We start from the raw sequence: 23,204 nt of genomic DNA on the forward strand, positions 1-23,204 counted from the left end.
ATTTATAAAAGATTTATTTGCTTATAAATGCCTTTAAGAGTTTATAAAGTCCACCTAGGCCATTTTCGTGTGTTCTCTCATAGCCGTGGCTTGCTGCAACTCCTGCACCTACTAGTCCGTGGCGGAAGTCATTGGCGCTTGCTACTGCTGCGGATGCATCAGATCCGTAGAAAGGATAGATGTCTATAGCATAGTCGATGGATTCTTCCTTAGCTGTAGCTATAAGTTCGTTTGTTAAGTCAAAGTTATATGGGCCAGAGGAGTCTTTGGCACAAATTGAAACTTTTGTTTCATCTGTCTTAAGGTCATCATATACTACTCCCATATCAACAGCTACCATATCCTTAATTCCTGCAGGATGTCCACTTGCTGCACCGTGGCCTACTTCTTCATAGATTGTAAAGGCCATGTAGAGTGGGCGGCTTAGGCTGATATTTTCTTCCTTTATAGCTTTTGCCAATGCCATAAGCACACCTGCACTTGCCTTATCATCTAGGTGGCGAGATTTAACAAAGCCGTTGTCTACCCTAAATCTTGGGTCAAGGGCTATGAAATCTCCAGCAGAGATGCCTAGAGCTTCTGTTTCTTCGGCTGAATTTGTAATCTCATCTATAACTACTTCCATGTGTTCGTCATCACGTTTGGCTTCTCTTGGATCATTTGATCCGTGGACTGCTGGATTGTTTAGTCTCATAACGCCAGTAAATTCCTTGCCATCTCTTGTGATGATTGTGACATTTTCTTGTTCTACATAAGAAAGTGGGAAACCGCCCAAACTTGTCACCCTAAGTCTACCATTGGACTTGATAGACCTTACCATAAGTCCTAAGGTATCTACGTGGGCTGATAGTAAGAGGCCGTTTTCATCACCTGGATTTATGGGAACTATGACATTGCCCTTGTTTGTTTGGTAGGGTTCATATCCCATTTTTGTAAATTCGTCTATTAGGTATTTTTCTGCTCTTTTTGTATATCCTGTAGGGGATGGGGTCTTGCACAATTCTTCGATATATTTTATAATTTCTTGGTTCATTTCTCCTCCTTATCTGCCAGAACTTGCAGCTTGTTCTAAGTCAATCATATTATTTAAGCAAATGACAAGGCCTATTAGCTCTTCGATGTAATCTTGGTCATAAACTATGAGTTCGTAATTGTCAGTTAGGGCAAAAAACTTCTTGTTAACAGCTCCAACAGTTTGTCCGTTTTTGTTTGTAACAGTAAAATTCAAATGGAATATATCCCCTTCTAAGTAAAGGGCATCATCATCTAGACTTACGTCTACACGGTGTTTGAAAAACTCGAATTTTTTCTGAACAATCATACTAGTTCCATCGTGCATACTTACAGTATACCTTGGTAGGAAAGTAAGAAGCTGCCTACTAATTTGTAAAATAGTCTTTGCATTTAGGTCGGTAACCTTAGACTCATAACCCAAAAATGTAAAGTCTTGGTCTAGATAGTAAGCTTCACGTCCGTCTTCATCCAAGATGGGATAGTGGTCTGTAATTTTGAAAAATTTTTCCTTAAAATATAACTTTTTCATATATTATCCTTTTCTTTTAAAAGCTTGCCTTAATAATATAATATTTTTTAGCGTATATAATGCAAGTTATCATAAAAATTTCAGAAAGTGGAAGATTAGCGGCCGCCGCCACCCCCTCCACCAAATCCTCCAGCTCCTCCGCCAAAGGAAGTTGGTCCACCACTTCCAGCAGCACTAAAGCTCTCACCGTTGCCAGAAGCATAGGATGAAAAGGAGTGGATATTGTTCAAATAGGCATAGGTGTAGATATTGTTGAAATTATAGCCTGTATATACTTTATTGAAGTTATCATAAACTTTTTTGCTGATTCCAAATAATCCTGCATAAATCATATAGGTATCCAATATTTTTGTATCATCTATATCTCTTGGATCTATGCCGTCGTAGTTTGTCAGGTAATTTTTAAAGCCAATGTATTTTTTGTACAAATCCTTACCTTTTTCAGTTAGAATTGTTTTATCGTGTTTCTTTCCTCGGGTAGTTTCTATATAGCCAGCCTTTTCTAAGGCTTTTTTGGAATTTTCGGCCAATTCTTTTGATAATTTATCAAGGTCTTTGTTATTTTCTTTTAAATATTTCTTGAGAGATTTTTCTGTAATCTTTCCTTCAGAGCTTTCTTTTCCTATATTTTCTAATACAGTAAATACTTTTTGCTCTGTTTGACCCATATTTTCTGGTCTGTGTTTTATGATTATTTCGCCAGTTTTATCTTTTTTGATAGTATTCTTTAAGATACCACCGTTGTCTCGTTCAAAATAAGAAATAGCGCCGTCATTTATCCATTTAAGGAAGAAGGCATTGATAAAATTGTCGACAACTAAACCGCCTAAGGCATTAACGGCAATCAAATACAAATCTTCCAAGTTACCGTCATAAGGGATTTCACCATATCTATAGTCTTTGAGAGATTTTCTCTTTGGAAGTTCATTTAAGTTGGCTATATATGTTGGACTTTTTTTTGCTATCAAGGCAATTATTGCTATGATTACTACCAAAGGAAGTCCAATCACTAATAGGATAAGAAAAAATTCTTTTGGTCCAAATTCATCTTTTTGAACCACACCCTCATTATCTTCCCAGTCACTTCCTTCGACAGCTTGGTTGGCGTAGTCGGTGAAGGACTTATCTTCCGTGTAAGTAGTATTAAATGTTCCTTTAGGGAATTTTAGCATAATATTTACATTATTAACTTCACCAGTAGAATTTGCTATGATAGACCCATTATTATTCTTTATGTCGCCCTCAAATCCAAATCCCCACATCTTTACATCTTTACTTATAGGCTCGTAAGAATTAATCTTTAGATCTACCTTTTCTGGCTTGGGGTCAAAGTCTGAACCTACAAATTTGAAAAATAGCATATCGCTATCATTAAGTCCTATGATTAGAGGATTTATGTCATAGGAGATTTGATATGTATTATTTTCGCCACGCTCTGAAATCCCCCAGCAAAGTTCAACTGCATCATCAGTATTGTTTCTGCCATAGTAAAAGGTCTTTTGATCAAAGTTTTCATCTACATTCCAAGGATTTTTTTCGCTAAATTCTTCGCCGTTAAGGCTTGCCTTGAAATTTTCGATTTTTATATTCTTAAGATTTTCGATTCTCTTGTATCTTTCGCTATAATCATTGTCTCTTTCGTCTATTTGCCACTCTTCTGTAACAGAAGCTTTGCCGTTTTTATCTATATTTATATCTAAATTTATGTATTTAAAGCCATCCGCAAGAACTGATTTTGGTAAAAGTATTATTATAGTTAGCAGAATAGAGCTAAGAATTCTTTTAAACTTTCTCATTTTATCTCCTTTGAAATAACTTATTTTCACTATTTTTATACCCTATTAGGCTGATTTATTATATAATAGTAAAAAGCTTTGATGATTAAGGAGGAATTTATGGTATATATAATTATGGGGATTTTGATAGCCCTTGGATTTGTAAATTTATACATAGGTAAGAAGGTTATAATAAGGCCTGGAATTAATAAGATGGATATAAGCATACTTATATTTGTTGGAGCTTTATTTATGATAGTATCTCGTTTGATGAAGTCGGATCTTAGAAATTCAATAATCATGGTTATATGCATATTGTTTTATATATTTACTTCAAGATGGGCCAGGGGAATTACAAAAAATGGAATAAATGTCATCGGCAACACCTATATGTTAGTGCGTGAAATCGACTTTGATAATATAAATCCTATCAAGGTGATGGATGATGGTGACTATCTCCAATATCCTATAAAAATAAAGGGAAAAATGGCTATAGATATCCAAAGATACAAAAAGGAAAAGAAAAGCGAATTGGCTGATGTTTTTTCGAAAAACAAAGTTATATTCACCTATAAATAAGCTTTAAATTTCAATGCTAGAAGTTGTTAAAAAATATTTGTCAATATCTATTGACTTTGGATAAACGAGGTGTAAAATTTCATTAGACTCAAGCCCTCAAATTAGGGGGCTTTTATTGTTAAGAAAGGCGTGTAAATGAAAAATAAATTTAATGGGAAATTCTTCGATAGGGTAAGTGAGAGCCCACCCTTGATTTTAACTCTAGGATTTTTTATTCTAATTAGCATAGGTGCGTTGATCTTATCAACTCCTTTTGTAACAAGGTCAGGCAATCCTACCAATCCAATAGATGCAATTTTTATAGCAGCAAGTGCGTCTTGCGTTACTGGTCTAACCCCAGTAAATACGGCAGAGCACTGGAATACACTAGGTCAAGTTGTAATAATAACCTTAATACAAATAGGTGGGCTTGGTATAATGACACTTGCATCTATAATTCCTTTGATACTTAGAAAAAAGATTGGAATTAAAACAAGGCTTATACTAAAGGAACAACTAAATATAGGAAGTATGGAAGGGGTAATCCGACTTTTTAAATACGTACTAGGATTTACCCTAGTAGTAGAAAGCCTTGGAGCTTTATTTCTTGCTATAAGATTTGTGCCAACTTATGGTCTTGGCAAGGGGATTTGGTTTTCTATTTTTCATTCCATATCTGCTTTTTGTAATGCAGGCTTTGATATATTAGGTGACTCCATATACCCACTTAGAGGTGATTACCTAGTTAATATCACTATCATGTGCCTAATTATAATTGGTGGTTTGGGCTTTATGGTTACAAGTGAAATATACTATAAGAGACATTTTAAAAATATTTCTACCCATTCAAAATTAGTGTTATTGACAAATGCAGGACTTATACTGGTTGGGGCTTTGGGATTTTTCGTACTTGAGTCTTTAAAGAGTGGGGTCTTGAGCAATGAGACTATAGGTGATGGAATCTTGATTTCGTTTTTTCAATCTGTTTCTGCAAGGACAGCAGGATTTTACTCAGCAGATTTATCCCAAATTAACGACTCTACAGCAATTCTATTGATAAGCCTTATGTTTATCGGTGGATCTCCAGGATCTACAGCTGGAGGTATCAAGACAACTACCTTTGCTGTATTGCTACTAGCGGTCATATCTGTTGTGAAAAATGAAAAAGAACCTATAGTTTTCAAGAGAAGAATTAGTGACGATACCATCAAAAAAGCCTTGTCTATATTTGTCATTTCCTTATCTATAGTTATATTTGTAAGCTTTGTGATAGCAGCTATAGAGGACTTTGCCTTTATAGACATCTTGTATGAAACAGCTTCAGCTTTGGGAACAGTAGGAGCAACTCTTGGAATAACTGATAAGCTCTCAGCAGTATCAAAAGTATTGATTACACTTTGTATGTACTTGGGAAGAATAGGTCCAATTACTATGGCCCTATCATTTGGCTTAAAGTCAGATGTAAGACTGATAAGATATCCAGAAGGATTTATAAGCATAGGTTAGGAGGAATTATGCAAAGAAATATAATTGTTTTAGGACTAGGCAGATTTGGCTATGCGGTAGCAACCAGACTAGCTCAAAAGGGAGCCTATGTTACTGCAGTTGACTCAAACTATAAAACAGTAGAAAAAATAGCAAGCTTTGTATCAAGTTCTGTTCAAGCAGATATCACTGAAGAGCAAGCTCTCAAATCTCTTGGTATCAATAATTATGATGCAGCTATAATAGCGACTGGCTCAAATTTAGAAGCGTCCATTGAGGCTACATTAATTTGTAAGGATAGCGGGATTAACCAAGTAATAGCAAAGGCTTCAAGTGAATCTCATGCCAGAATTTTAGAAAAGATTGGGGCAGACTACATTGTTTTTCCAGAAGCAGATACAGCTGAAAGGCTTGCAAGATCTCTTGTGGGACCTAACTTGCTAGAGATTATTGAATTTTCAGATGAGTTTTCTATTATAGAAGTCAAAGCTCATAAGTCCTGGATGGGCAAAAACTTGATAGACTTAGACTTTAGAAATGAGTATCAGATGAATGTTGTGGCCTTTGAAAGAGATGGACAAATGATAATAGACTTTGATCCTAGCCTTGAAATCGAAGAAAATGACATCTTGGTTTTAATAGGAACTAGTGAAAACGCTAAAGAACTAGAAAAGAGCATTTGAAATTAATATTGAAATTTAATTTTGTAAATAGGATTTGATTGAAAAACATATTTAAGAAAATGTTTGCATATTTTTTTATCTGTGTTATAATATAGTTAGCTATTAAATAGCTAGGTTTTTCATTATTAATTCCTTATAGTTTTCCCTTAGAAAACTAGGACTAACTTATTCTTTTCTAAATGAAAAAGAGCTAGAAATCTAGCTCTTTTTCTGTGTTTATTTTTACCTACTGCCTCCACCAGAACCTCCAGATCCTCCTCCAAAGCTTCCACCACCACCGCCAAAGGATGATGATCCACCAAAGCCGCCTGACTCAAAGCTTGAGAGGGTGCTTGATGCAGCGGAACTAATTCCAGATGAGTATGAAGTAATATTTGATATCATGTAAAAGTCAAAGGCACTCATATTTTCGTATTCTGGGTATATATCAGTAAAATTACTGTAAACTTTCTTGCTTATGCCATAAATAGCTGCATAAATCATAAAGCCATCCCAAAGTTTGACCTCATTTATATCCCTTTCTTCGATTAGAGAATAGTCTTCTAGGTAGTTCTTAAATTTTATAAAGTTTTCGTATAAGTCGATACCGCTATCTGTGATAGTAATCTTGTTTTTGAACTTACTAGATAAAGCTTTCTTTTTCTTATTATTTATTAGATATCCACGGTCTACTAGCTGGTCTAGGGAATTTTCGCTAAAACTTTCGAAATAGTCTTCCATGAAATCTTGGTTTTTCTTGATGAATTTCTCTATATGTTTTTGCTTGATCTTCCCGTCATCTGTGTATTCTTCACTTCTTTTAAGGATATCAAAGAATCCACTTTCCACTTGGCTCATATTAGAAGGTTCATGATTTATGGAAATATATGAAGATTTAGTATCAAAAAATAAGACTTTTTCTTCATCTTCACCAAAGCTTATAGCATCTTGATAAACCCACTTTAATAAAAAAGCAGTTATATAATTTTCGTAATTAATGTTTAAACCTTTAGCATTTTGACTTATTAGATAAGTATCTTCTATAGGTCCGTCATAAGGAATATCCCTGTAGTATTGGTCTTTGAACTTACTTTCTTTTTTTAGGACTTTTTTATTGATTATCTTGTAATCACTAGATCCCTTTAAGGATTTAAAAGCTAGGCCAAAAAATATAAATCCAATAATAGGTCCTATTAAAGATAAGGCTCCACTTAAGAAAAATAGGAAAGGATTAAAGGGTGTCGATTCGCCATATTCATAATCCTCATCATAATCACCAGCATCATCTGCGCTTCCATAATCAGATCCTTCTTGGGCCATATCTGCATAAAAATCAAAATCTTTGTCTATATGATAGGATGTATCAAAAGTTCCCTTAGGCAAGCGAAGCATAACTTGGCCATATTGGACATCTCCATCACTTTTTGCAACAATCTCACCATCTACATTGTGGACATCTCCCTCAAAACCAAAGCCCCACATCAAAACTTCATCATCAAAGCTATTAGGTCCTTTGATAGTAATGGAAATCTTATCTGGTAGGGGGTCTAAGTTTTCTTTTATAAATCTAAAATAGACCATATCGTAGTCGTTTAAGCCCACTACAAGGGGATCGATATCGTAGGAAAGATGGTAGGTATTTTCGCCAAAGTTAGTGATTCCCCAGCAAAGTTCAACCCTATCTCCATCCTCTACCATGCCATATTTGTAGGCTTTTTCATCAAAGCTAGCGTCAATATTCCAAGGGCTTAGTTCTTGCCATGTACCTTCGTCGCTTTCTACTTTGAAGTTTCTGATTTTAATATCCCCCAGGTCAGATATTACCTTGTATTTTTCTGTTGCTTCTTCATTATCCTCATTAGCTTGCCAAGTTTCTTTCACATGGCCTATACCATTTTGATCGATTTCAACATTGATATCGATACTGTGAAGGTCATTAGCATGGGCAATATGAGGAAAGAATAATATTAGAGCAAGGATAAAAACCCTTGCTAGGTATTTGCTAAGTTTTTTCATTATTAGCCTCCTAAAGGGACTAATTACTTATTCCAACGTGGAACTTGATTGCTTTCTGCCTCGTTTTCAAAATATGTTTTTTCGCTATAACCAAACATTCCTGCAAAAATATTTTGTGGGAAGCTTTTTATATATCTGTTGAATTTTGTAACTGTATCGTTATAAATCATACGAGAATGACGAACGTTGTCTTCGTATTTGTTTATGGAATCCATAGTTGATTTATAAACTTGGCTTGCCTTTAGGTCTGGGTAGTTTTCTGCTACAGCATAGACCTTTGTAAGGGCGTTCTTGAATTCTGATTCTTCACGCGCTACATCGCTTGGATTAGAATCTTTATTGACTCCTGTCCTGTTTTTAGTGATTTTATCCAAACTTTCACTTTCATATTTTGCATAATCTTTTGTCGCATCTATGAGGTTATTTAGGGCATCCCACCTAGATTGAAGTTGGGCTGCTATCTGGCTCATGGCATTTGCTACCATTTCATTTTGTTTAACTAGTGAATTATAAATACCAACTACAATAAGAGCTAGTAGTATGACAACTATTAAAATAATCCATCCTGGACTCATAATTTTCCTCCTTAATATATTTATTAAATTAATACCCTATATTTCATAGTAAAACTAATCTTTATTGTAAAATTGGTGTAAAATAGTAGAAAGATTAAATCTATATTTAAATTATTAAAAATAAAGGGTATAACTTATAATAAAGTTAAGGAGGTGCTTTATGCCTTATTATTATGGATTTGATAGAACATATATTTTAGTGCTTATTGGCATAGTTATAAGTATGCTAGCTCAGGCAAATGTGCAGAAGGCTTTTGCCAAGTATTCGAAGATAAAAACAAAAAAACAAATTACAGGCAAACAAGCTGCAGATTACATCATAGATACTCGTGGCTATAATGATATAAAAATCAAACAAATAAATAATGCCATGGGGGATTATTTTAATCCGGCGACCAAGGAAGTAGCTCTTTCTCCAGAATCTATGAAAGATACATCTATAGCGTCTGTTGCTGTTGCTGCCCACGAATTTGGCCACGTTATCCAATACAAGGAAGGCTATATGCCTTTGCAAATAAAATCCTGGTTGGTTCCAGCGGTAAACTTTGGATCCAAGCTTAGCTTTCCAGTGATTTTTTTGGGAATGATTTTATCAAGACAAAATCTACTAAACATTGGATTAGTGCTATTTGCATTAACTCTAGTTTTCCAAATAGTGACACTTCCAGTGGAATTTAATGCAAGTGCTAGGGCCCTACAAGTCTTAGAAGAATCAGGCATGCTAATAGGTGAAGAAAATGCTCAAGCTAAAGCCATGCTAAAGGCTGCAGCTTACACCTATGTTGCTGCAACACTTACAACAGCCCTACAATTTTTAAGATTGTTCCTACTTTTTGGCAATAGAAATAGAGACTAGATATAAGACCTACCCTAGGGTGGGTTTTTTATTTGTTTCATGAAAGTAAAATTTATACAAAATAATTGATAATTATTGACAAAAGAAATTCATAGGTATATAATGCACTTATATTATTTCGCTTTACCCATTAAAAGCGAGAAAGGGGTATTATATGCAAGCTCTAGTGGCATTATTATTTGTTTTTATAGTTTATACGATTGGCGACATAGTAGCTGCAGCTACAAAAAGTATAGTTCCATCTCTTTTTGTATGCTCAGTTATATTTTTGGCTGGATTTTGGTTGGGAATCCCAGAGACACTCTTCAAAGATTCCTTGTTATATGACATAGGGGCCCTAGCTATTACCAGTCTTTTGGTACATATGGGCTCTATGCTAAATTTAAAACAATTGGCTAATCAGTGGAAGACGGTCTTGATTTCCTTTGGAGGGATTGTAGGTATTGTTATATTACTATTTCTTATTGGAAGTCCTATAGTAGGTAGGGAAACTGCCATAGTTGCAGCGCCTCCTATATCAGGTGGTGTTATAGCTGGCCTACAAATGGCTAAATACGCTGAGGCTATTGGCAGAAGTGATTTGAAATTGATGGCAACTCTATTAGTTGTTGTCCAAGGCTTTATAGGCTATCCGCTTTGCTCTTTTTGCCTTAGGAAGGAAGCTAATAGTATATTAGAACTAAAAAGGGCAGGAGAGGTCTTTGATGATGATAAGGAAGTGGAAGAAAGGAGCAAAAAGTCATTTTTTCATCTACCAGAAAAATACGTCACAGCAAATTATTATTTGGCAAAAACCATATTAATAGCCCTTGTTGCGACATTGCTTTCAGATGTCATTAAGGGAATTGACACGGGAGTATTTATTTTAAATGCTCTTATAAGAGTGGACAAAAATGTAATGGCGCTATTGTTTGGTATAATTTTTGCAGAAATTGGATTCTTGGAAAGAGAGCCACTAAACAAAGGAAATTCATTTGGATTTTTGATGGGAGCCCTTATGTCAGTTATCTACGGTGGCCTTGCCGGTGCTAGTCCACAAGATGTCTTAGAAATATTACTTCCTATAGCTGTTTGTTTGATCATAGGAACTATAGGAATTGGTATAATGTCTATGATCGTAGGCAAAATACTAAAAATTAGACCTTGGATGGCCTTTGGAATTGGTCTATCAGCTCTTTTTGGCTTTCCAGGAACCTATGTAGTTTCTAAGGAAGTTGCAAAGGGAGTTAGTGATAACGAAGAAGATAGAAAGTTGATATTATCACAAATTTTGCCTAAAATGTTAGTGGCAGGATTTGTCACGGTATCCATTGGTTCTGTTGTATTAGCAGGAATCCTTGCACCTATGCTTAGCCCTGCTATATAAGATGTATTATAAGGAGATAAAATGAACGTAAAAGAATTAGTTAGTAAAAATGAAGATTATATTGTAGAAATGAGAAGATATTTCCATATGCACCCTGAACTTTCTTTTGAAGAGTTTGAAACTACAAAAAGGATTGCTAAAGAGCTTGATAAAATGGGAATTCCTTATGAAATACCAGAAGAAGAACCAAAAACTGGAGTAATTGGCCTAATTCAAGGTGGCAAGCCAGGCAAAACTGTTGCCCTAAGAGCAGATATCGATGCCCTAAATGTTAGCGAGAAAAATGATATCGAATACAAGTCCCAAAACGAAGGAAAGATGCACGCTTGTGGCCACGATTCTCACATGGCGATGCTTCTTGGAGCTGCAAAGATTCTAAACGAAGTTAAAGATGAGCTTTGCGGCAAGGTATATTTGATATTCCAACCGGCTGAGGAAGTTGGCCTAGGTGCTAAATATATGATAAGACAAGGAAATTGGTATGAAGAAACTGACAATATCTACGGATCTCACATCTGGTCAGGACTAGAAACAGGGAAAATTTCTGTAGAAGCTGGTGATAGGATGGCAGCTGCAGATAGATTTACCATTACTATAAAGGGAAAATCTGGCCACGGATCCTTGCCAAATGAAACTGTAGATGCGGTAGTGGTGGGAGCAGCAGTTATTCAAAACCTACAACAATTAGTAGCAAGAAACTATTCTCCACTTGATTCAGTGACAGTAACTGTTGGATCTTTCCACAGTGGCAATAGATTTAATATCATAGCAGGCGAAGCTACTATGGAAGGTACCAATAGATATTTTCGAAGAGAAATTGGCGCTAGAATAGAAGATGATATGAGAAGGGTTATCAAGGGTGTATGTGATGCTTATGGGGCAACATACGAGCTTGACTACCAATATATCCTAGGCCCAACAATCAACGATGAAGAATCTTCTACTATAGCTATAAATGCAATAGAAAAATTTGCTGGCAAAGACATACTTAAAAATATGCAAAAGACAACTGGCGGGGAAGACTTCTCCTACTATCTAGAAAATAAACCAGGTTGCTTTGGATTTGTAGGATCTAGAAATCCTGAACTAGGCACAGACTATCCTCATCATAACGAAAGATTCAATATCGATGAATCTGCCCTTAAAAATGGTGCAGGAACATATGCCCAATACGCCATCGATTTTTTAAATGGTGAAAATTAGAATAAGAAAATTACAAAAACTGACTTTATTTTAGGGTCAGTTTTTTGTATGTACGAGGATTTAGGGTAAGAATATTGTAACAGAAGAATTTGATATATAATCACTATAAATATTTAAATTTTTTAGAAAATTTATGGACAATTAGCAGAGGAAATTATGATTGAAATTAGAGATTTGAAGAAAGTTTACGAAAATGGATTTGAAGCCTTAAAGGATATTGACCTAGAAATACCCGATGGAGCCCTTGTAACACTGCTTGGACCTTCAGGTTGCGGCAAATCGACGATTTTAAATATTATCGCAGGAATTCTAGATCCAACTGATGGAGATATTTTATTTGACGGTGAATCTATAATAAACAAACACCCCAAAGATAGGAATATTGGTATGGTCTTCCAAAACTACGCCCTATATCCCCATATGACAGTACTAGAAAATATCACTTTCCCTTTAACAGTTGGGGATAAGAAAATTAGCCAAAAAGAGGCAAATAAGGTTGCTGAAAAATACATGGACCTTACCTATATCAAGGAGTATAAAGACAAAAAACCTTCCCAACTTTCTGGTGGCCAACAACAAAGGGTTGCCATTGCTCGTGCCCTAGTACAAAATCCTAAGACTCTTTTGATGGACGAACCCCTATCAAACCTAGATGCGAGATTAAGGCTTTCTATACGTGAAGAGATTCATAATATTGTAAAAGATGTTGGAGTTACAACAATATTTGTAACCCACGACCAGGAAGAGGCCCTATCCATTTCTGATTATATAGCCTTGATAGATGAGGGAATTATCCAGCAATACGACATCCCACAAAACTTATATTTGGAACCTGCCAATCTTTTTGTAGCCAAATTTATAGGAAATCCAATTATAAATGTGTACGACATGCAGTATCAAAATAAAAAGCTAATATCAAAAGATTTCTCCTTGGATATAAATGATTTTGAAAATGAGAGATTAAAAAAAGAACTTGACAAAAAGACCTATACCATAGGTATCAGACCGGAACATTTCACCTTCGATGATAATGGCATAAGTGTAAAAGTCGACAACATTGAAATGATAGGTAGATATATGATCTTGCACTTTAATTTAAACGGCATTCCTTCAAGGATGATAGCCGATTCAAAGCTAAAAATTGAAAAGGATGATATAATTAAAATTGCCATAGATTATTCGTCAGTTTATCTATTTGAAGAAGATGGAAAGAGAGTTTACTAATGAAAAGGAAAGGATCATACAGGGCGGAAAACTCGCCTAGAGCCTGGCTTTACCTACTTCCGGCCATAATTTTCATAGGAATTTTTACTATTTATCCGCTTTTTAGGACGTTTTTTATGTCTCTTGAGTCTAATAGTATACTAGATTCCAAATTTGTAGGATTTTCTAACTATCCAATAGTTTTAAGAGACCCACAATTTAAGTTAGCTATGAAAAACACCTTTATTTATGCTGTAACCGTGGTCCCGATGTCACTTGTAATTTCAATGGTTATTGCCCTCATACTTTATGAGAAAGTAAAGGGATCAAAGTTTTTTGAAACAATATTTTTTATCCCATATCTTACCAGTGTCATCGCAATAGGTATTGTTTTTAGATACCTACTAAACGGTCAGTATGGATTTTTAAATTACTTTTTGGGATTTTTTGGAGTAGGTCCATTTGATTTTCTAAACAATAGAGACTACAATATGCCAGCTCTAATCATATTTGGTGTATGGAATGCCCTTGCCTTTAACATAATAGTAATATTGGCGGGCCTTCGTGGGATTGATAAGAATTATTATAGGGTTGCTGAGACTTTTGGTGCTACAAAAAGCGAGCAATTTTTTAGGATTACTTTGCCAGAGCTTAAGGAAATCATAACTTTCCTATTTTTGACAAGCTTTATCCAAGCTTTCAAGATATACGCTGGAGTATTTGCCCTATTTAATGGTAAGGCAGGTGTTGGCAACAGACTTGTTACTGCAGTTTTTTATATCTACAATAAGTTTTATGTAGAATACCGCTATGGACACGCCATGGCAGCAGCAGTACTTTTGTTCTTGATGCTTTTAGTTTTAACTTTTGCCCAAAGAAAGATTATAGAAAGGTTAACAAAATAGGTGGCTTATGAATAAGTTTTTAAAAGTAATTTCATATATTTTTATAATAATAATGGCAGTTGTCACCCTATTTCCTTTCTTTTACATGATTTCATCATCACTTATGACTTTCCAGGAAGTGACAGCTATACCCCCGAAGCTAATGCCTCAAAGCCCGCAATTAGAGAACTTCAAAGAAGCTATGAAGGTGGCTCCTTTTGGTAGATACTTTCTAAATACAGTTTTTGTAACGATTATAAATACTTTGGGAACACTTACTACTACAACACTTGCGGCTTTTGCGATTAATTTTTTGAACTTTAAACACAAAAATTGGATAGAAAATATTCTCCTATCTCTGCTTATGATTCCCTTTGAAATCATAGTTTTTACTAATTTTAGAACCATTGCCAAGCTTTCGCTTTTAGATAGCTATTGGGCATTGATCTTGCCTTTCTTAGCAAGTGTCTTTTATATAATATATCTAAGGCAGTTTTTAAGATCTATACCAATGGACTATTATAATGCTGCAAAAGTGGATGGGGCAAGTGATTTTGAATTTATAAGAAGGGTTATGATTCCACTTTCCAAATCAACCCTATTTACTATTGGACTATTAAACTTCATAGCAGGTTGGAATTCTTTCTTGTGGCCAATACTTGTAACAAATACAAAGAATATGAGGATGATAAGCAATGGTCTATCAGCCTTTGCAACCGAGGCAGGATCCTATATTCACTTGCAGATGGCTGCATCTACTATAACAATTCTGCCTATACTAATCCTTTATTTCATATTTAGAAAACAAATATTGGAAGGAGTTGCCTATGGTGGATTAAAAGGCTAGCATTATTAGAATTAATGGGTATAAAAAAAGTGTAATGATAAAGAAAAAAGGAGATTTTATGAAAAAGAAAGTTACTTCATTACTAATGAGCTTAATGCTCTCATTGTTTGTTTTAACTGCTTGTGGCAACAATGGCCAAGAAGCTAAGGAAGGCGCAGAAAACAAAGCGCAAACAGAGGAAACTGCAGAAAGTACAGAAGAGGAAACTGCAGAAAAGACAGAAGAAAAAGAAAATGCTGACCAAGAAGCAGATGCTGAGGAAGCTAAAGAGGATGCTGATGCAAAAGATGACAATGCATCAGGCGAAACCACAGAAATAGTATTCTGGCATGCAATGGGTGGTGGCCAAGGTGAAGCTTTGGAAAAATTGGTAAAACAATTTGAAGAAGAAAACCCAAACATCAAAGTTAACCTACAAAACCAAGGTAACTACGGAGATCTTAACCAAATCTTAGTTGCAACTATGCAATCACCACAAGACTTGCCAACCATTACTCAAGCATATCCTGACTGGATGTTACAATTTGAAAGCGCAGATCTTGTAACAGACCTTACAGATATGGTAAATGGCGAAAATGGCATCGAAGATTACGAGGACATCCTTCCAGGTGTTCGTGAAGAAATCGAAGAAGATGGCAAGATTATGGGACTTCCATTTAACAAATCTACAGAAGTTTTCTGGTATAACAAAACTATGTTTGATGAACTAGGACTTGAAGTACCAACAAATTATGAAGAGTTAGAAGAAGTTTCTAAAAAAATCAAAGAAGAAAAAGGCATACCAGGAGTTGGATTCGATTCACTCCCTAACTACTATGCAACATACATGCACAACAATGGCGTAGAAATGGACAAAGATCTTGATGTAGCAGGCGAAAAATCAGTTGAAGCTGTAGACTACTATCAAAGAGGTATAAAAGACGGATATTTTAGAATAGCCGGAACTGACCAATATATGTCAGGCCCATTTGCCAATGAACAAGTAGGAGCTTACATCGGTTCAAATGCTGGTGAAGTTTATGTAAAAGATGGGGTAGAAGGCAAATTTGAATACGAAGCTGCACCTTATCCAGCAGAATCTAGCGTACAACAAGGTACAAATATCTACATGTTTGAAAACGCAAGCGAAGAAGAAAAGAAGGCTGCTTTTGAATTTTTGAAATTCTTAGTATCAAAAGAAAGTCAAATCCAATTCGCTCTTGACACTGGATATATGCCAGCAAGAACAAGCGCTGTTGAAGATAGCAAGTACAAAGATAGCGACTCAGCTATAGCAAAAATCCTAGCTGACGCAACCAAAAACTTATATTCTAGACCACTTGCACCAGGCAGCCAACAAGCATATAACGACATAGGATCAACACTAGAACAAATCCTATCAAACCCAGATGCAGATATTAAAGCAGAACTTGAAGCTTTTGCTCCACAATATCAATCAGACTTTTCTGATGCAAACTAACTAATATCATTATGACTTCCAGGATTATCCTGGGAGTTTTTTTATGTTTATAAATAAAAAATACTAATTATACGTTTATGCGAAAATTTAGAATAAATATTTTATAATGTGTTGACAAAATATCCCTAAATGTTATACTTTATTTAGAACTATGAAAACGACATCATTAGTAGTTTTAAGGGAGGAAATATGAAAAAATTTCATAAAATAATGAATATTGGTCTAGCATCAATGCTGGTATTCTCAATGACAACACCAGTATTTGCTTGTACAGGTCTATATGTAGGAAGCGAAGAGTCTGAAAACGGTAGTACATACTATGGTAGAAGTGAGGACTTAAATGACAATCAAACCAAAATCTTTGGTATTTCTGAAGAAAAGGAATACAAAGAAGGCACAATGTACAAAGATGCCGATGGTTTTGAAATGGAAATGCCAGAAGAAACTTACAAATATACATATGTAAGAGATTCAAATAAAGCAACTCCAGAACCAGTTGACCAAAATGGCAATGTAGTTGGTCAAGCTTATGGAGCAGTAGGTGTTAACGAACACGGTGTTGGAATGACAGCGACCGTTTCCACATATTACAATGAAAAGGCTAAAGAAGCTGACCCACTAGTAGATGGTGGATTTACAGAAGTTTCTCTAGAAAGTGTAACTTTAGGTAAATCTAAAACTGCTAGAGAAGGTATAGAAAATATAGCAAAAATCATAGATGAACACGGAGCTGGTGAAAATAACTCCCTAATGATTGGTGATGGTAACGAAGTTTGGCACATGGATATCCTATCTGGTCACCAATATGTAGCTATTAAGATGCCAAAAGACAAGGTAGTAGTTCAACCAAATATGTTCGTAATGAGAGGCGTTGACCTTAACGATACAGAAAATGTTATCTATTCAAAAGGCCTTATGGACTTAGCTGAGAAGAACGGTTTCTTAGTAAAAGATGAGAATGGCAATATAGATATAACGAGAACTTATGCAGCAGAAGTTGCAAAAGGATCTCAAACAAGATATTGGCAAGGACTAACCTACATCAATCCAGAACTTACAAAAGATCTTAAAGTAGAAGATATCACAAATGATTCTGGTAACGTAGATATGTTTAGAGATGCTAACAGAAAGCTTACAACTCTTGAAGTTCTAAATACCCTAAAACAAAGAGGAATCGGAACAGAATACGACTCTACAAAAGATCCAAAAGTTTACCCAATAGGCAACAAAAACCAAATGGAAGTTCACGTTCTAGAACAACGTAAAAATATGCCAAAAGAACTTGCTACACTTCAATGGTTAGGAATCGCAGATGCATCATACACAATCTTTGTTCCATACTATGCAGCAATGATTAACGATGTTCACGAAAAATATAAACCAGAAGTAACAAAAGTTGGCGATGACAACTTTAACGGTCTATTTAACGAACTAAACACTCTTGGTATGTCAAATTATGACCTTGACCTAGATTCTGGTATGCAAGCTTATATAGAAAAAGTTCAACAATCTATAATTGATCAACAAAAAGATGTTGATGCACAAATGCTAAAACTTCTAAACGAAAATCCAGAACTAGCTAGCCAAAAAGCAACAGATATATCAATAAATCTTGCAGATCAAGTATATAATATTATGTCCAAATTTAGAGACGAAGTAAAAGCTTATATTGAAAATGGCGATCACAGCAAACCATTTGCAGTAAGTAAAGAGCTTTTAGCTATGCTTCCAAACTACAAATTTGACAAAGATCAACAAGAAGCTATAAAAGAAATAGAAAAAGAAGTTACTGAAAATGCAAAAAATACTAAACAAGGCCAACAAAAACAAACAAAAGCCGCAGTAACAAACAAACAAGCTACTACAAACAACCCAAAAACAGGTATTATGGGAATTTCTAGTATTGCTCTATTATTAGCTGGCTCAGCAAGCGCATTAGCTTATACAAATAAAAAAGAAAACAAATAATATAAGCTTAAGACTCCAGGAGAAATCCTGGAGCCTTTATTTTTTTGCAAAATTTTAGCTTGAAAATTTAATAGAGAATTGTAAAATAAAAATAAGAATCTATTGATTCTATTTTTTAAAAAGAAAAGGTCAGAGATAGTCAAAAGGTCAGACTTTTTTATTGACTTTTAAAATAAGACATTTAAGAAAGATGGTGAATATATGGCAGGTCTTACATCTGATATAGAAAAATTTTTGAAGGCATTACTAGAAGAATCCACCGATGGTATGCTTGAGATTGGGAGAAATGATTTGGCCATGCAATTTGATTGTGCACCTAGTCAAATAAATTACGTTTTATCTACTAGATTTACTCCTCATAACGGGTATCTAATAGAAAGCAAACGTGGTGGAAATGGGTTTATAAAGATAATTACCATAGTTGAAGAAGATAATTATATATCTTATTTGATTAAAAACTTAAATGAACAAATGACTGAAGCAAGTGCTGATATTTTGTTCATGGACTTATATAAGAAAAAGTACTTTACTAGGGATGAATTTTTGATGGCAAAATATGCCACAAGCGACAAGGCTCTTTCTAGGATAGAAGCAAAAAGTAGAAATAGCCTTAGGTCAGATATAATAAAAAACATCCTTTTGAGTGTACTAGCAAGGAGTTAATTATGAAATGTGAAAGATGCGGAAAAGATGCTAGCCTCAGTGTTAAGGCTATAGTAAATGGCTACGAACACAATTTCTACCTTTGTGAGGACTGTATAAAACACTATACAGAATTTACAGGAGAAGATGTTTCTGATGGTAAATTTCACAAAATCAACCTTAACAGTGCAAATTTAGAGTCCTTACTCCAACAATTTGTGCCTGGCTTAGACGATATTATAGATAATTATTATGAATATAAATACAATTTGAACAATCACGCCTTTAGTTTTATGGAAGGCTTAAAGCAAAATACTTGCCCAAATTGTGGTAACTTAGAATCAAATATCAAGGCCGGAATCTTTGGCTGCAGCGAATGCTACAAGCTTTCTGATAAACTTACCAACAAGATATTGAAAACTTATAATAACTTTGATACCTACACTGGCAAGATGCCAAAGGCAGAAAGGGAGTTTAAGGAAGTAGCCCTAGAGATTAAAAATTTGCAAGAAAAACTCAAACAATCAGTAGAGACCGAAGATTATGAACAAGCAGCTGATCTAAAAGAACGCATAGATGACTTGAATATGAAGGTGAAAAGTTGATAGAATACGCAAAAGATATCATTTTAAACTCAAATATATCTATCAGAAGAAATATAAAGGGCTTTGATTTCCCAACAACTATTACCTATGACGACAGCCTTAGGATAGTGGAGATGCTAAAGGACATTTACCCTGGCCAAGTGCTTTTATTGGCAGAAATAGATGATGATACCAAAAATAAACTTATAAATGATATGGTATTATCAGAAGATTGCGATAATAAACTTGCCCAAATTGCCCTAGTTTTTAAGGATGATTATATATTAACAATAAATGACAGGGACCATATTGGGATCAATGTAAGAAATTTTGAGATGAATATCAAAAAAGCTTACAAGATAGCCTTGGAAGTGGAAAAAGAATTGGACGAGAAAATAGAATTTGCCTTTTCTCCAGAATATGGCTACCTTACAAGTGATGGCAGAAATGCTGGGTCAGGAGTTGAGGCAAGGCTTAAGATGTTCCTATTTGGCCTAGTTGATCCAGAAGAATCATATTTTGGATTCAAGCAAGCTATGATGACCCAAGCCATGTATGCCACAAAATATATACCAAAATATTACGACAAATACGTTGATGATATATATTTGGTCAAAAACTTTGGCAACTACAGGCCAGATATGGACCAATACATTGAAACTATGGAAGAAAATATTGATAGTCTAGTCAGAAATGAAAGAAGATTTAGAAGAGATTATCAAATATTAAATAAGATTTCTGATGATGATATTATAGAAGAGATAAATATTTCTTTAAATAACTTAAATAGTGAAAAGCTCATATCGCTTAACACTATTGCAAGGGAGCTTTATAAGCTAAAGAAATACAACAACCTAGGTTTTAATACAGATTTGACAAACAATGAAATAGATTATCTGATATTTAACCTAACTAAGGATAGATATAAGGGGAAAAAGGATCCCCAAAGGATAGAGTTTCTAAACTCATATATGAAGGAGAGGCAATGGAAGCTAACAGATTAAACAAATTAACCCAACAAGCAAGGCGAGAAAGCTACTCCTTAAACCATGATTATATAGGTAGCGAACACTTGCTCCTTGCCCTAATGAAGACAGGTTCAGTTGCTACAAAGGCCCTAGAAAAAGCAGGTGCAAACTACGACCTGCTTCGCCAAGTTGTGATAAATAACATCGGCAAGGGTCAAGCAATCAGACCTGCAACAGAATATAGCAAAAAAGTCAGACAAATTTTTGAACTAGCAAGGCTCAATGCCACAAGGTATGGTTCAGTATCTGCTGGAGAAGAAAATGTCCTATTTGCAATACTTGCAGATGACGATAGCCTTACAAACATAATGTTTCTACTATCAGGAGTAGAAAAAGAACAAGTAAAAAACAATTTAAAGGCCTTATTAAGAGAAGAAAACAAGGATGATGGACAAAGTGAAGACTTGTCAGAAAATGTGACCAAATATGCTATAAACCTCAACAAGGAAGCCGAAAAAAATAAAATTGACCCAGTAATAGGCAGAGATAAGGAAATAGAAAGACTTATCCAGATTTTAATGCGTAGAACAAAAAACAATCCTATTTTGATTGGTGAGCCTGGAGTAGGTAAAACAGCCATATCAGAAGGCTTGGCCCAAAGGATAGTAACGGGTCTTGTGCCAAGAATTATGGCAAATAAGAAAGTTTTGTCCCTAGATATGGCATCAATGATAGCAGGAACCAAATACCGTGGGGACTTTGAAGAAAGGCTTAAAAAACTCTTTGACGAGCTAGAAGATCACGATGATATTATATTATTCATAGACGAATTCCACATGGTGCTAGGAGCAGGTGCGGCAGAAGGATCAATGGATGCAGCAAATATCCTAAAACCAATCCTTGCCAAGGGCGATATCCAAATAATTGGAGCAACTACTATAGAAGAATACAGAAAATACGTAGAAAAAGACTCAGCCCTAACCCGCCGAATGCAACCAATCCAAGTTGACGAGCCATCCTTGGAAGATAGTAGAAAGATCATTCGTGGTATCAAGGATAAGTACGAAGACCACCATGGTGTGGAGATCACAGATGAAGCCATAGATGCTGCAGTTGAGCTAACAGACAGATACATCAACGATAGGTACCTGCCAGATAAGGCAATAGATGTCATAGATGAGGCCATGAGTAAGGTTAGGATAACAACCTACCAAGAAGAAGAAACTGACAAAAAGCCAGAAGATAGGATTGATGAGCTCATAGGTCAAAAGGAACAAGCAGTTAGAGACCAAGACTTTGAAAAAGCTGCAGAACTAAGAGATATTATAAACCAAGCCAAATTTGACCTAGAGGCAGAAAGAGAAAAGAAAAACAAGGAAAAGCCAAATAAATTTATAGGCTACGATGACATAGCAAGCATAGTTGCATCCTGGTCCAAGGTTCCAGTAACAAAGCTAACTGAAGATGAAAAAGAAAAATATGCAAATCTCGATACAGCTATGAAAGGAACTGTCATAGGCCAAGATGAAGCTATAAAATCAGTAGCCCATGCCATAAAAAGAGCAAGAGTTGGCCTAAAAGATCCATCAAAACCAATAGGTTCATTTATATTTGTAGGGCCAACAGGTGTTGGAAAAACCTACCTGGCAAAGACTCTAGCAGCTAATATCTTTGGATCAGAAGACCACCTAATACGCATGGACATGAGTGAATATATGGAAAAATTTGCCGTATCTCGTCTAGTGGGTTCTCCTCCAGGATATGTAGGTTATGAAGAAGGTGGACAACTAACAGAGCAAGTTAGAAACCATCCATATTCTGTAATACTCTTTGATGAGATAGAAAAGGCCCACCCAGATATTTTCAATCTACTCCTACAAATCCTAGATGATGGCAGACTTACAGATGGTCAAGGCCGCACAGTGGACTTTAAAAATACTATCATAATTATGACAAGTAATGTAGGCGTATCAAGTCTTAACCAAAAGCAAACTATAGGTTTTGAAACTGGCAATGTTGAAGATAAAAATAAGGATAGAACCAAAGAAATCATAGAAGGCGAAGTAAAAGAAGCCTTTGCTCCAGAGTTTCTAAATAGGCTAGATGAAGTGATAATGTTTAACCCACTAAGCGAGGAAAACATAGGAGAAATCACAAGTCTCATGCTAGATAAGACTCGTGATAGGCTAAATAACATCGACATAGACATAGAATATGACAAAGAAGTCGTAAAACTTCTTGCCAAAGAAGGATTCAACGACGAATATGGAGCAAGACCACTAGAACGCCACATCACAAAGATGATAGAAGATAGACTTGCAGAAGATATCCTTGATGGCAAGCTAGATAGGGATGCTGTAATAAAACTTAGTGTAAAAGATGAAGAACTTCATTTTGAAAATATAGAAAAAAAGCCAGCAGAAAATCTAGAAGAAAATATGGCCACTCAAACAATAGAATAGTTCCTAATGATATAAAACCGTCATATGACGGTTTTTTTAAATGAAAATTTGTTAACAAAGCTAAAATATGATATTGACTATTTTCCCAATATTATTTATAATATGAATACAATAACGTTTTCATTTTAAGGAGGAATTATATGAAAAA

20 protein-coding genes are annotated in these 23,204 nt (G+C 35.1%); 15 read left to right on the top strand and 5 right to left on the bottom strand.

The features are described 5' to 3' along the window. Positions 1 to 13: 13 nt before the first annotated feature. The 3 genes from BQ7474_RS00410 to BQ7474_RS00420 all read right to left on the bottom strand — a co-directional run bounded on the left by BQ7474_RS00410 (position 14) and on the right by BQ7474_RS00420 (position 3,339). Positions 14 to 1,033 (bottom strand): M42 family metallopeptidase, encoded by a 1,020-nt coding sequence (locus tag BQ7474_RS00410; RefSeq protein ID WP_073997106.1) that lies wholly within the window; start codon positions 1,031 to 1,033, stop codon positions 14 to 16. A gap of 9 nt (positions 1,034 to 1,042) precedes the next feature. Continuing rightward, complete coding sequence (locus BQ7474_RS00415; RefSeq protein ID WP_073997107.1) at positions 1,043 to 1,543, bottom strand: LURP-one-related/scramblase family protein; 501 nt, start codon at positions 1,541 to 1,543, stop codon at positions 1,043 to 1,045. 95 nt (positions 1,544 to 1,638) lie between these two features. After that, positions 1,639 to 3,339, bottom strand: a complete 1,701-nt coding sequence (locus tag BQ7474_RS00420; RefSeq protein ID WP_073997108.1) for a DUF2207 family protein — start codon at positions 3,337 to 3,339, stop codon at positions 1,639 to 1,641. Positions 3,340 to 3,438: 99 nt separating this feature from the next. On the opposite strand from BQ7474_RS00420, the gene BQ7474_RS00425 reads away from it, so the two are divergent. The 3 genes from BQ7474_RS00425 to BQ7474_RS00435 all read left to right on the top strand — a co-directional run bounded on the left by BQ7474_RS00425 (position 3,439) and on the right by BQ7474_RS00435 (position 6,044). Further along, positions 3,439 to 3,897: a hypothetical protein gene (locus tag BQ7474_RS00425; protein WP_073997109.1), complete on the top strand. Its 459-nt coding sequence runs from the start codon at positions 3,439 to 3,441 to the stop codon at positions 3,895 to 3,897. Between the two features lie 135 nt (positions 3,898 to 4,032). Next, positions 4,033 to 5,382 carry a TrkH family potassium uptake protein gene (locus BQ7474_RS00430; RefSeq protein WP_073997110.1) on the top strand — a complete coding sequence of 450 codons (1,350 nt, stop codon included), beginning with the start codon at positions 4,033 to 4,035 and terminating at the stop codon, positions 5,380 to 5,382. A gap of 8 nt (positions 5,383 to 5,390) precedes the next feature. Further along, entirely contained in the window at positions 5,391 to 6,044 is a 654-nt protein-coding gene (locus tag BQ7474_RS00435) for a potassium channel family protein (protein WP_073997111.1), read from the top strand. 222 nt (positions 6,045 to 6,266) lie between these two features. On the opposite strand, the gene BQ7474_RS00440 is transcribed toward BQ7474_RS00435, so the two are convergent. Together BQ7474_RS00440 and BQ7474_RS00445 are read right to left on the bottom strand one after the other, a co-directional pair. After that, on the bottom strand, positions 6,267 to 8,039 hold the full coding sequence (locus tag BQ7474_RS00440) for a DUF2207 family protein (RefSeq protein WP_073997112.1): 1,773 nt from the start codon (positions 8,037 to 8,039) through the stop codon (positions 6,267 to 6,269). Between the two features lie 23 nt (positions 8,040 to 8,062). Further along, on the bottom strand, positions 8,063 to 8,614 hold the full coding sequence (locus BQ7474_RS00445; RefSeq protein WP_073997113.1) for a LemA family protein: 552 nt from the start codon (positions 8,612 to 8,614) through the stop codon (positions 8,063 to 8,065). Positions 8,615 to 8,774: 160 nt separating this feature from the next. Between BQ7474_RS00445 and BQ7474_RS00450 the strand changes: the two genes are divergently transcribed. The 12 genes from BQ7474_RS00450 (at position 8,775) to BQ7474_RS00505 (ending at position 23,056) form a co-directional block, all read left to right on the top strand. Next, positions 8,775 to 9,470 carry a zinc metallopeptidase gene (locus BQ7474_RS00450; RefSeq protein ID WP_073997114.1) on the top strand — a complete coding sequence of 232 codons (696 nt, stop codon included), beginning with the start codon at positions 8,775 to 8,777 and terminating at the stop codon, positions 9,468 to 9,470. A 154-nt stretch (positions 9,471 to 9,624) separates the two neighbouring features. Continuing rightward, the gene (locus BQ7474_RS00455; RefSeq protein ID WP_073997115.1) at positions 9,625 to 10,836 is read left to right on the top strand and encodes a hypothetical protein; all 1,212 of its coding nucleotides are present in this window, start codon (positions 9,625 to 9,627) and stop codon (positions 10,834 to 10,836) included. Positions 10,837 to 10,857: 21 nt separating this feature from the next. Beyond that, a complete protein-coding gene (locus BQ7474_RS00460) occupies positions 10,858 to 12,039 on the top strand; it encodes an amidohydrolase (RefSeq protein ID WP_073997116.1) in 1,182 nt (393 codons plus the stop codon). A 156-nt stretch (positions 12,040 to 12,195) separates the two neighbouring features. After that, complete coding sequence (locus BQ7474_RS00465; protein ID WP_073997117.1) at positions 12,196 to 13,263, top strand: ABC transporter ATP-binding protein; 1,068 nt, start codon at positions 12,196 to 12,198, stop codon at positions 13,261 to 13,263. After that, positions 13,263 to 14,147 carry a carbohydrate ABC transporter permease gene (locus BQ7474_RS00470; RefSeq protein ID WP_073997118.1) on the top strand — a complete coding sequence of 295 codons (885 nt, stop codon included), beginning with the start codon at positions 13,263 to 13,265 and terminating at the stop codon, positions 14,145 to 14,147. The genes BQ7474_RS00465 and BQ7474_RS00470 overlap by 1 nt, the downstream gene beginning before the upstream one ends. A 7-nt stretch (positions 14,148 to 14,154) precedes the next feature. Next, positions 14,155 to 14,973: a carbohydrate ABC transporter permease gene (locus BQ7474_RS00475; protein WP_073997119.1), complete on the top strand. Its 819-nt coding sequence runs from the start codon at positions 14,155 to 14,157 to the stop codon at positions 14,971 to 14,973. A 58-nt stretch (positions 14,974 to 15,031) separates the two neighbouring features. After that, on the top strand, positions 15,032 to 16,432 hold the full coding sequence (locus BQ7474_RS00480; RefSeq protein WP_073997120.1) for an ABC transporter substrate-binding protein: 1,401 nt from the start codon (positions 15,032 to 15,034) through the stop codon (positions 16,430 to 16,432). A gap of 189 nt (positions 16,433 to 16,621) precedes the next feature. Then, entirely contained in the window at positions 16,622 to 18,400 is a 1,779-nt protein-coding gene (locus BQ7474_RS00485; RefSeq protein ID WP_073997121.1) for a C69 family dipeptidase, read from the top strand. A gap of 201 nt (positions 18,401 to 18,601) precedes the next feature. Then, the gene (locus BQ7474_RS00490) at positions 18,602 to 19,063 is read left to right on the top strand and encodes a CtsR family transcriptional regulator (protein WP_073997122.1); all 462 of its coding nucleotides are present in this window, start codon (positions 18,602 to 18,604) and stop codon (positions 19,061 to 19,063) included. Positions 19,064 to 19,065: 2 nt separating this feature from the next. Beyond that, on the top strand, positions 19,066 to 19,647 hold the full coding sequence (locus BQ7474_RS00495) for a UvrB/UvrC motif-containing protein (protein ID WP_073997123.1): 582 nt from the start codon (positions 19,066 to 19,068) through the stop codon (positions 19,645 to 19,647). Further along, entirely contained in the window at positions 19,644 to 20,630 is a 987-nt protein-coding gene (locus BQ7474_RS00500) for an ATP--guanido phosphotransferase (RefSeq protein ID WP_073997124.1), read from the top strand. The genes BQ7474_RS00495 and BQ7474_RS00500 overlap by 4 nt, the downstream gene beginning before the upstream one ends. Further along, positions 20,612 to 23,056 (top strand): ATP-dependent Clp protease ATP-binding subunit, encoded by a 2,445-nt coding sequence (locus tag BQ7474_RS00505; RefSeq protein WP_073997125.1) that lies wholly within the window; start codon positions 20,612 to 20,614, stop codon positions 23,054 to 23,056. Before BQ7474_RS00500 ends, BQ7474_RS00505 begins: the two co-directional genes overlap by 19 nt. Positions 23,057 to 23,204 lie beyond the last annotated feature (148 nt).

Source organism: Anaerococcus urinomassiliensis (assembly GCF_900128425.1).
Lineage (GTDB): Bacteria > Bacillota > Clostridia > Tissierellales > Peptoniphilaceae > Anaerococcus > Anaerococcus urinomassiliensis.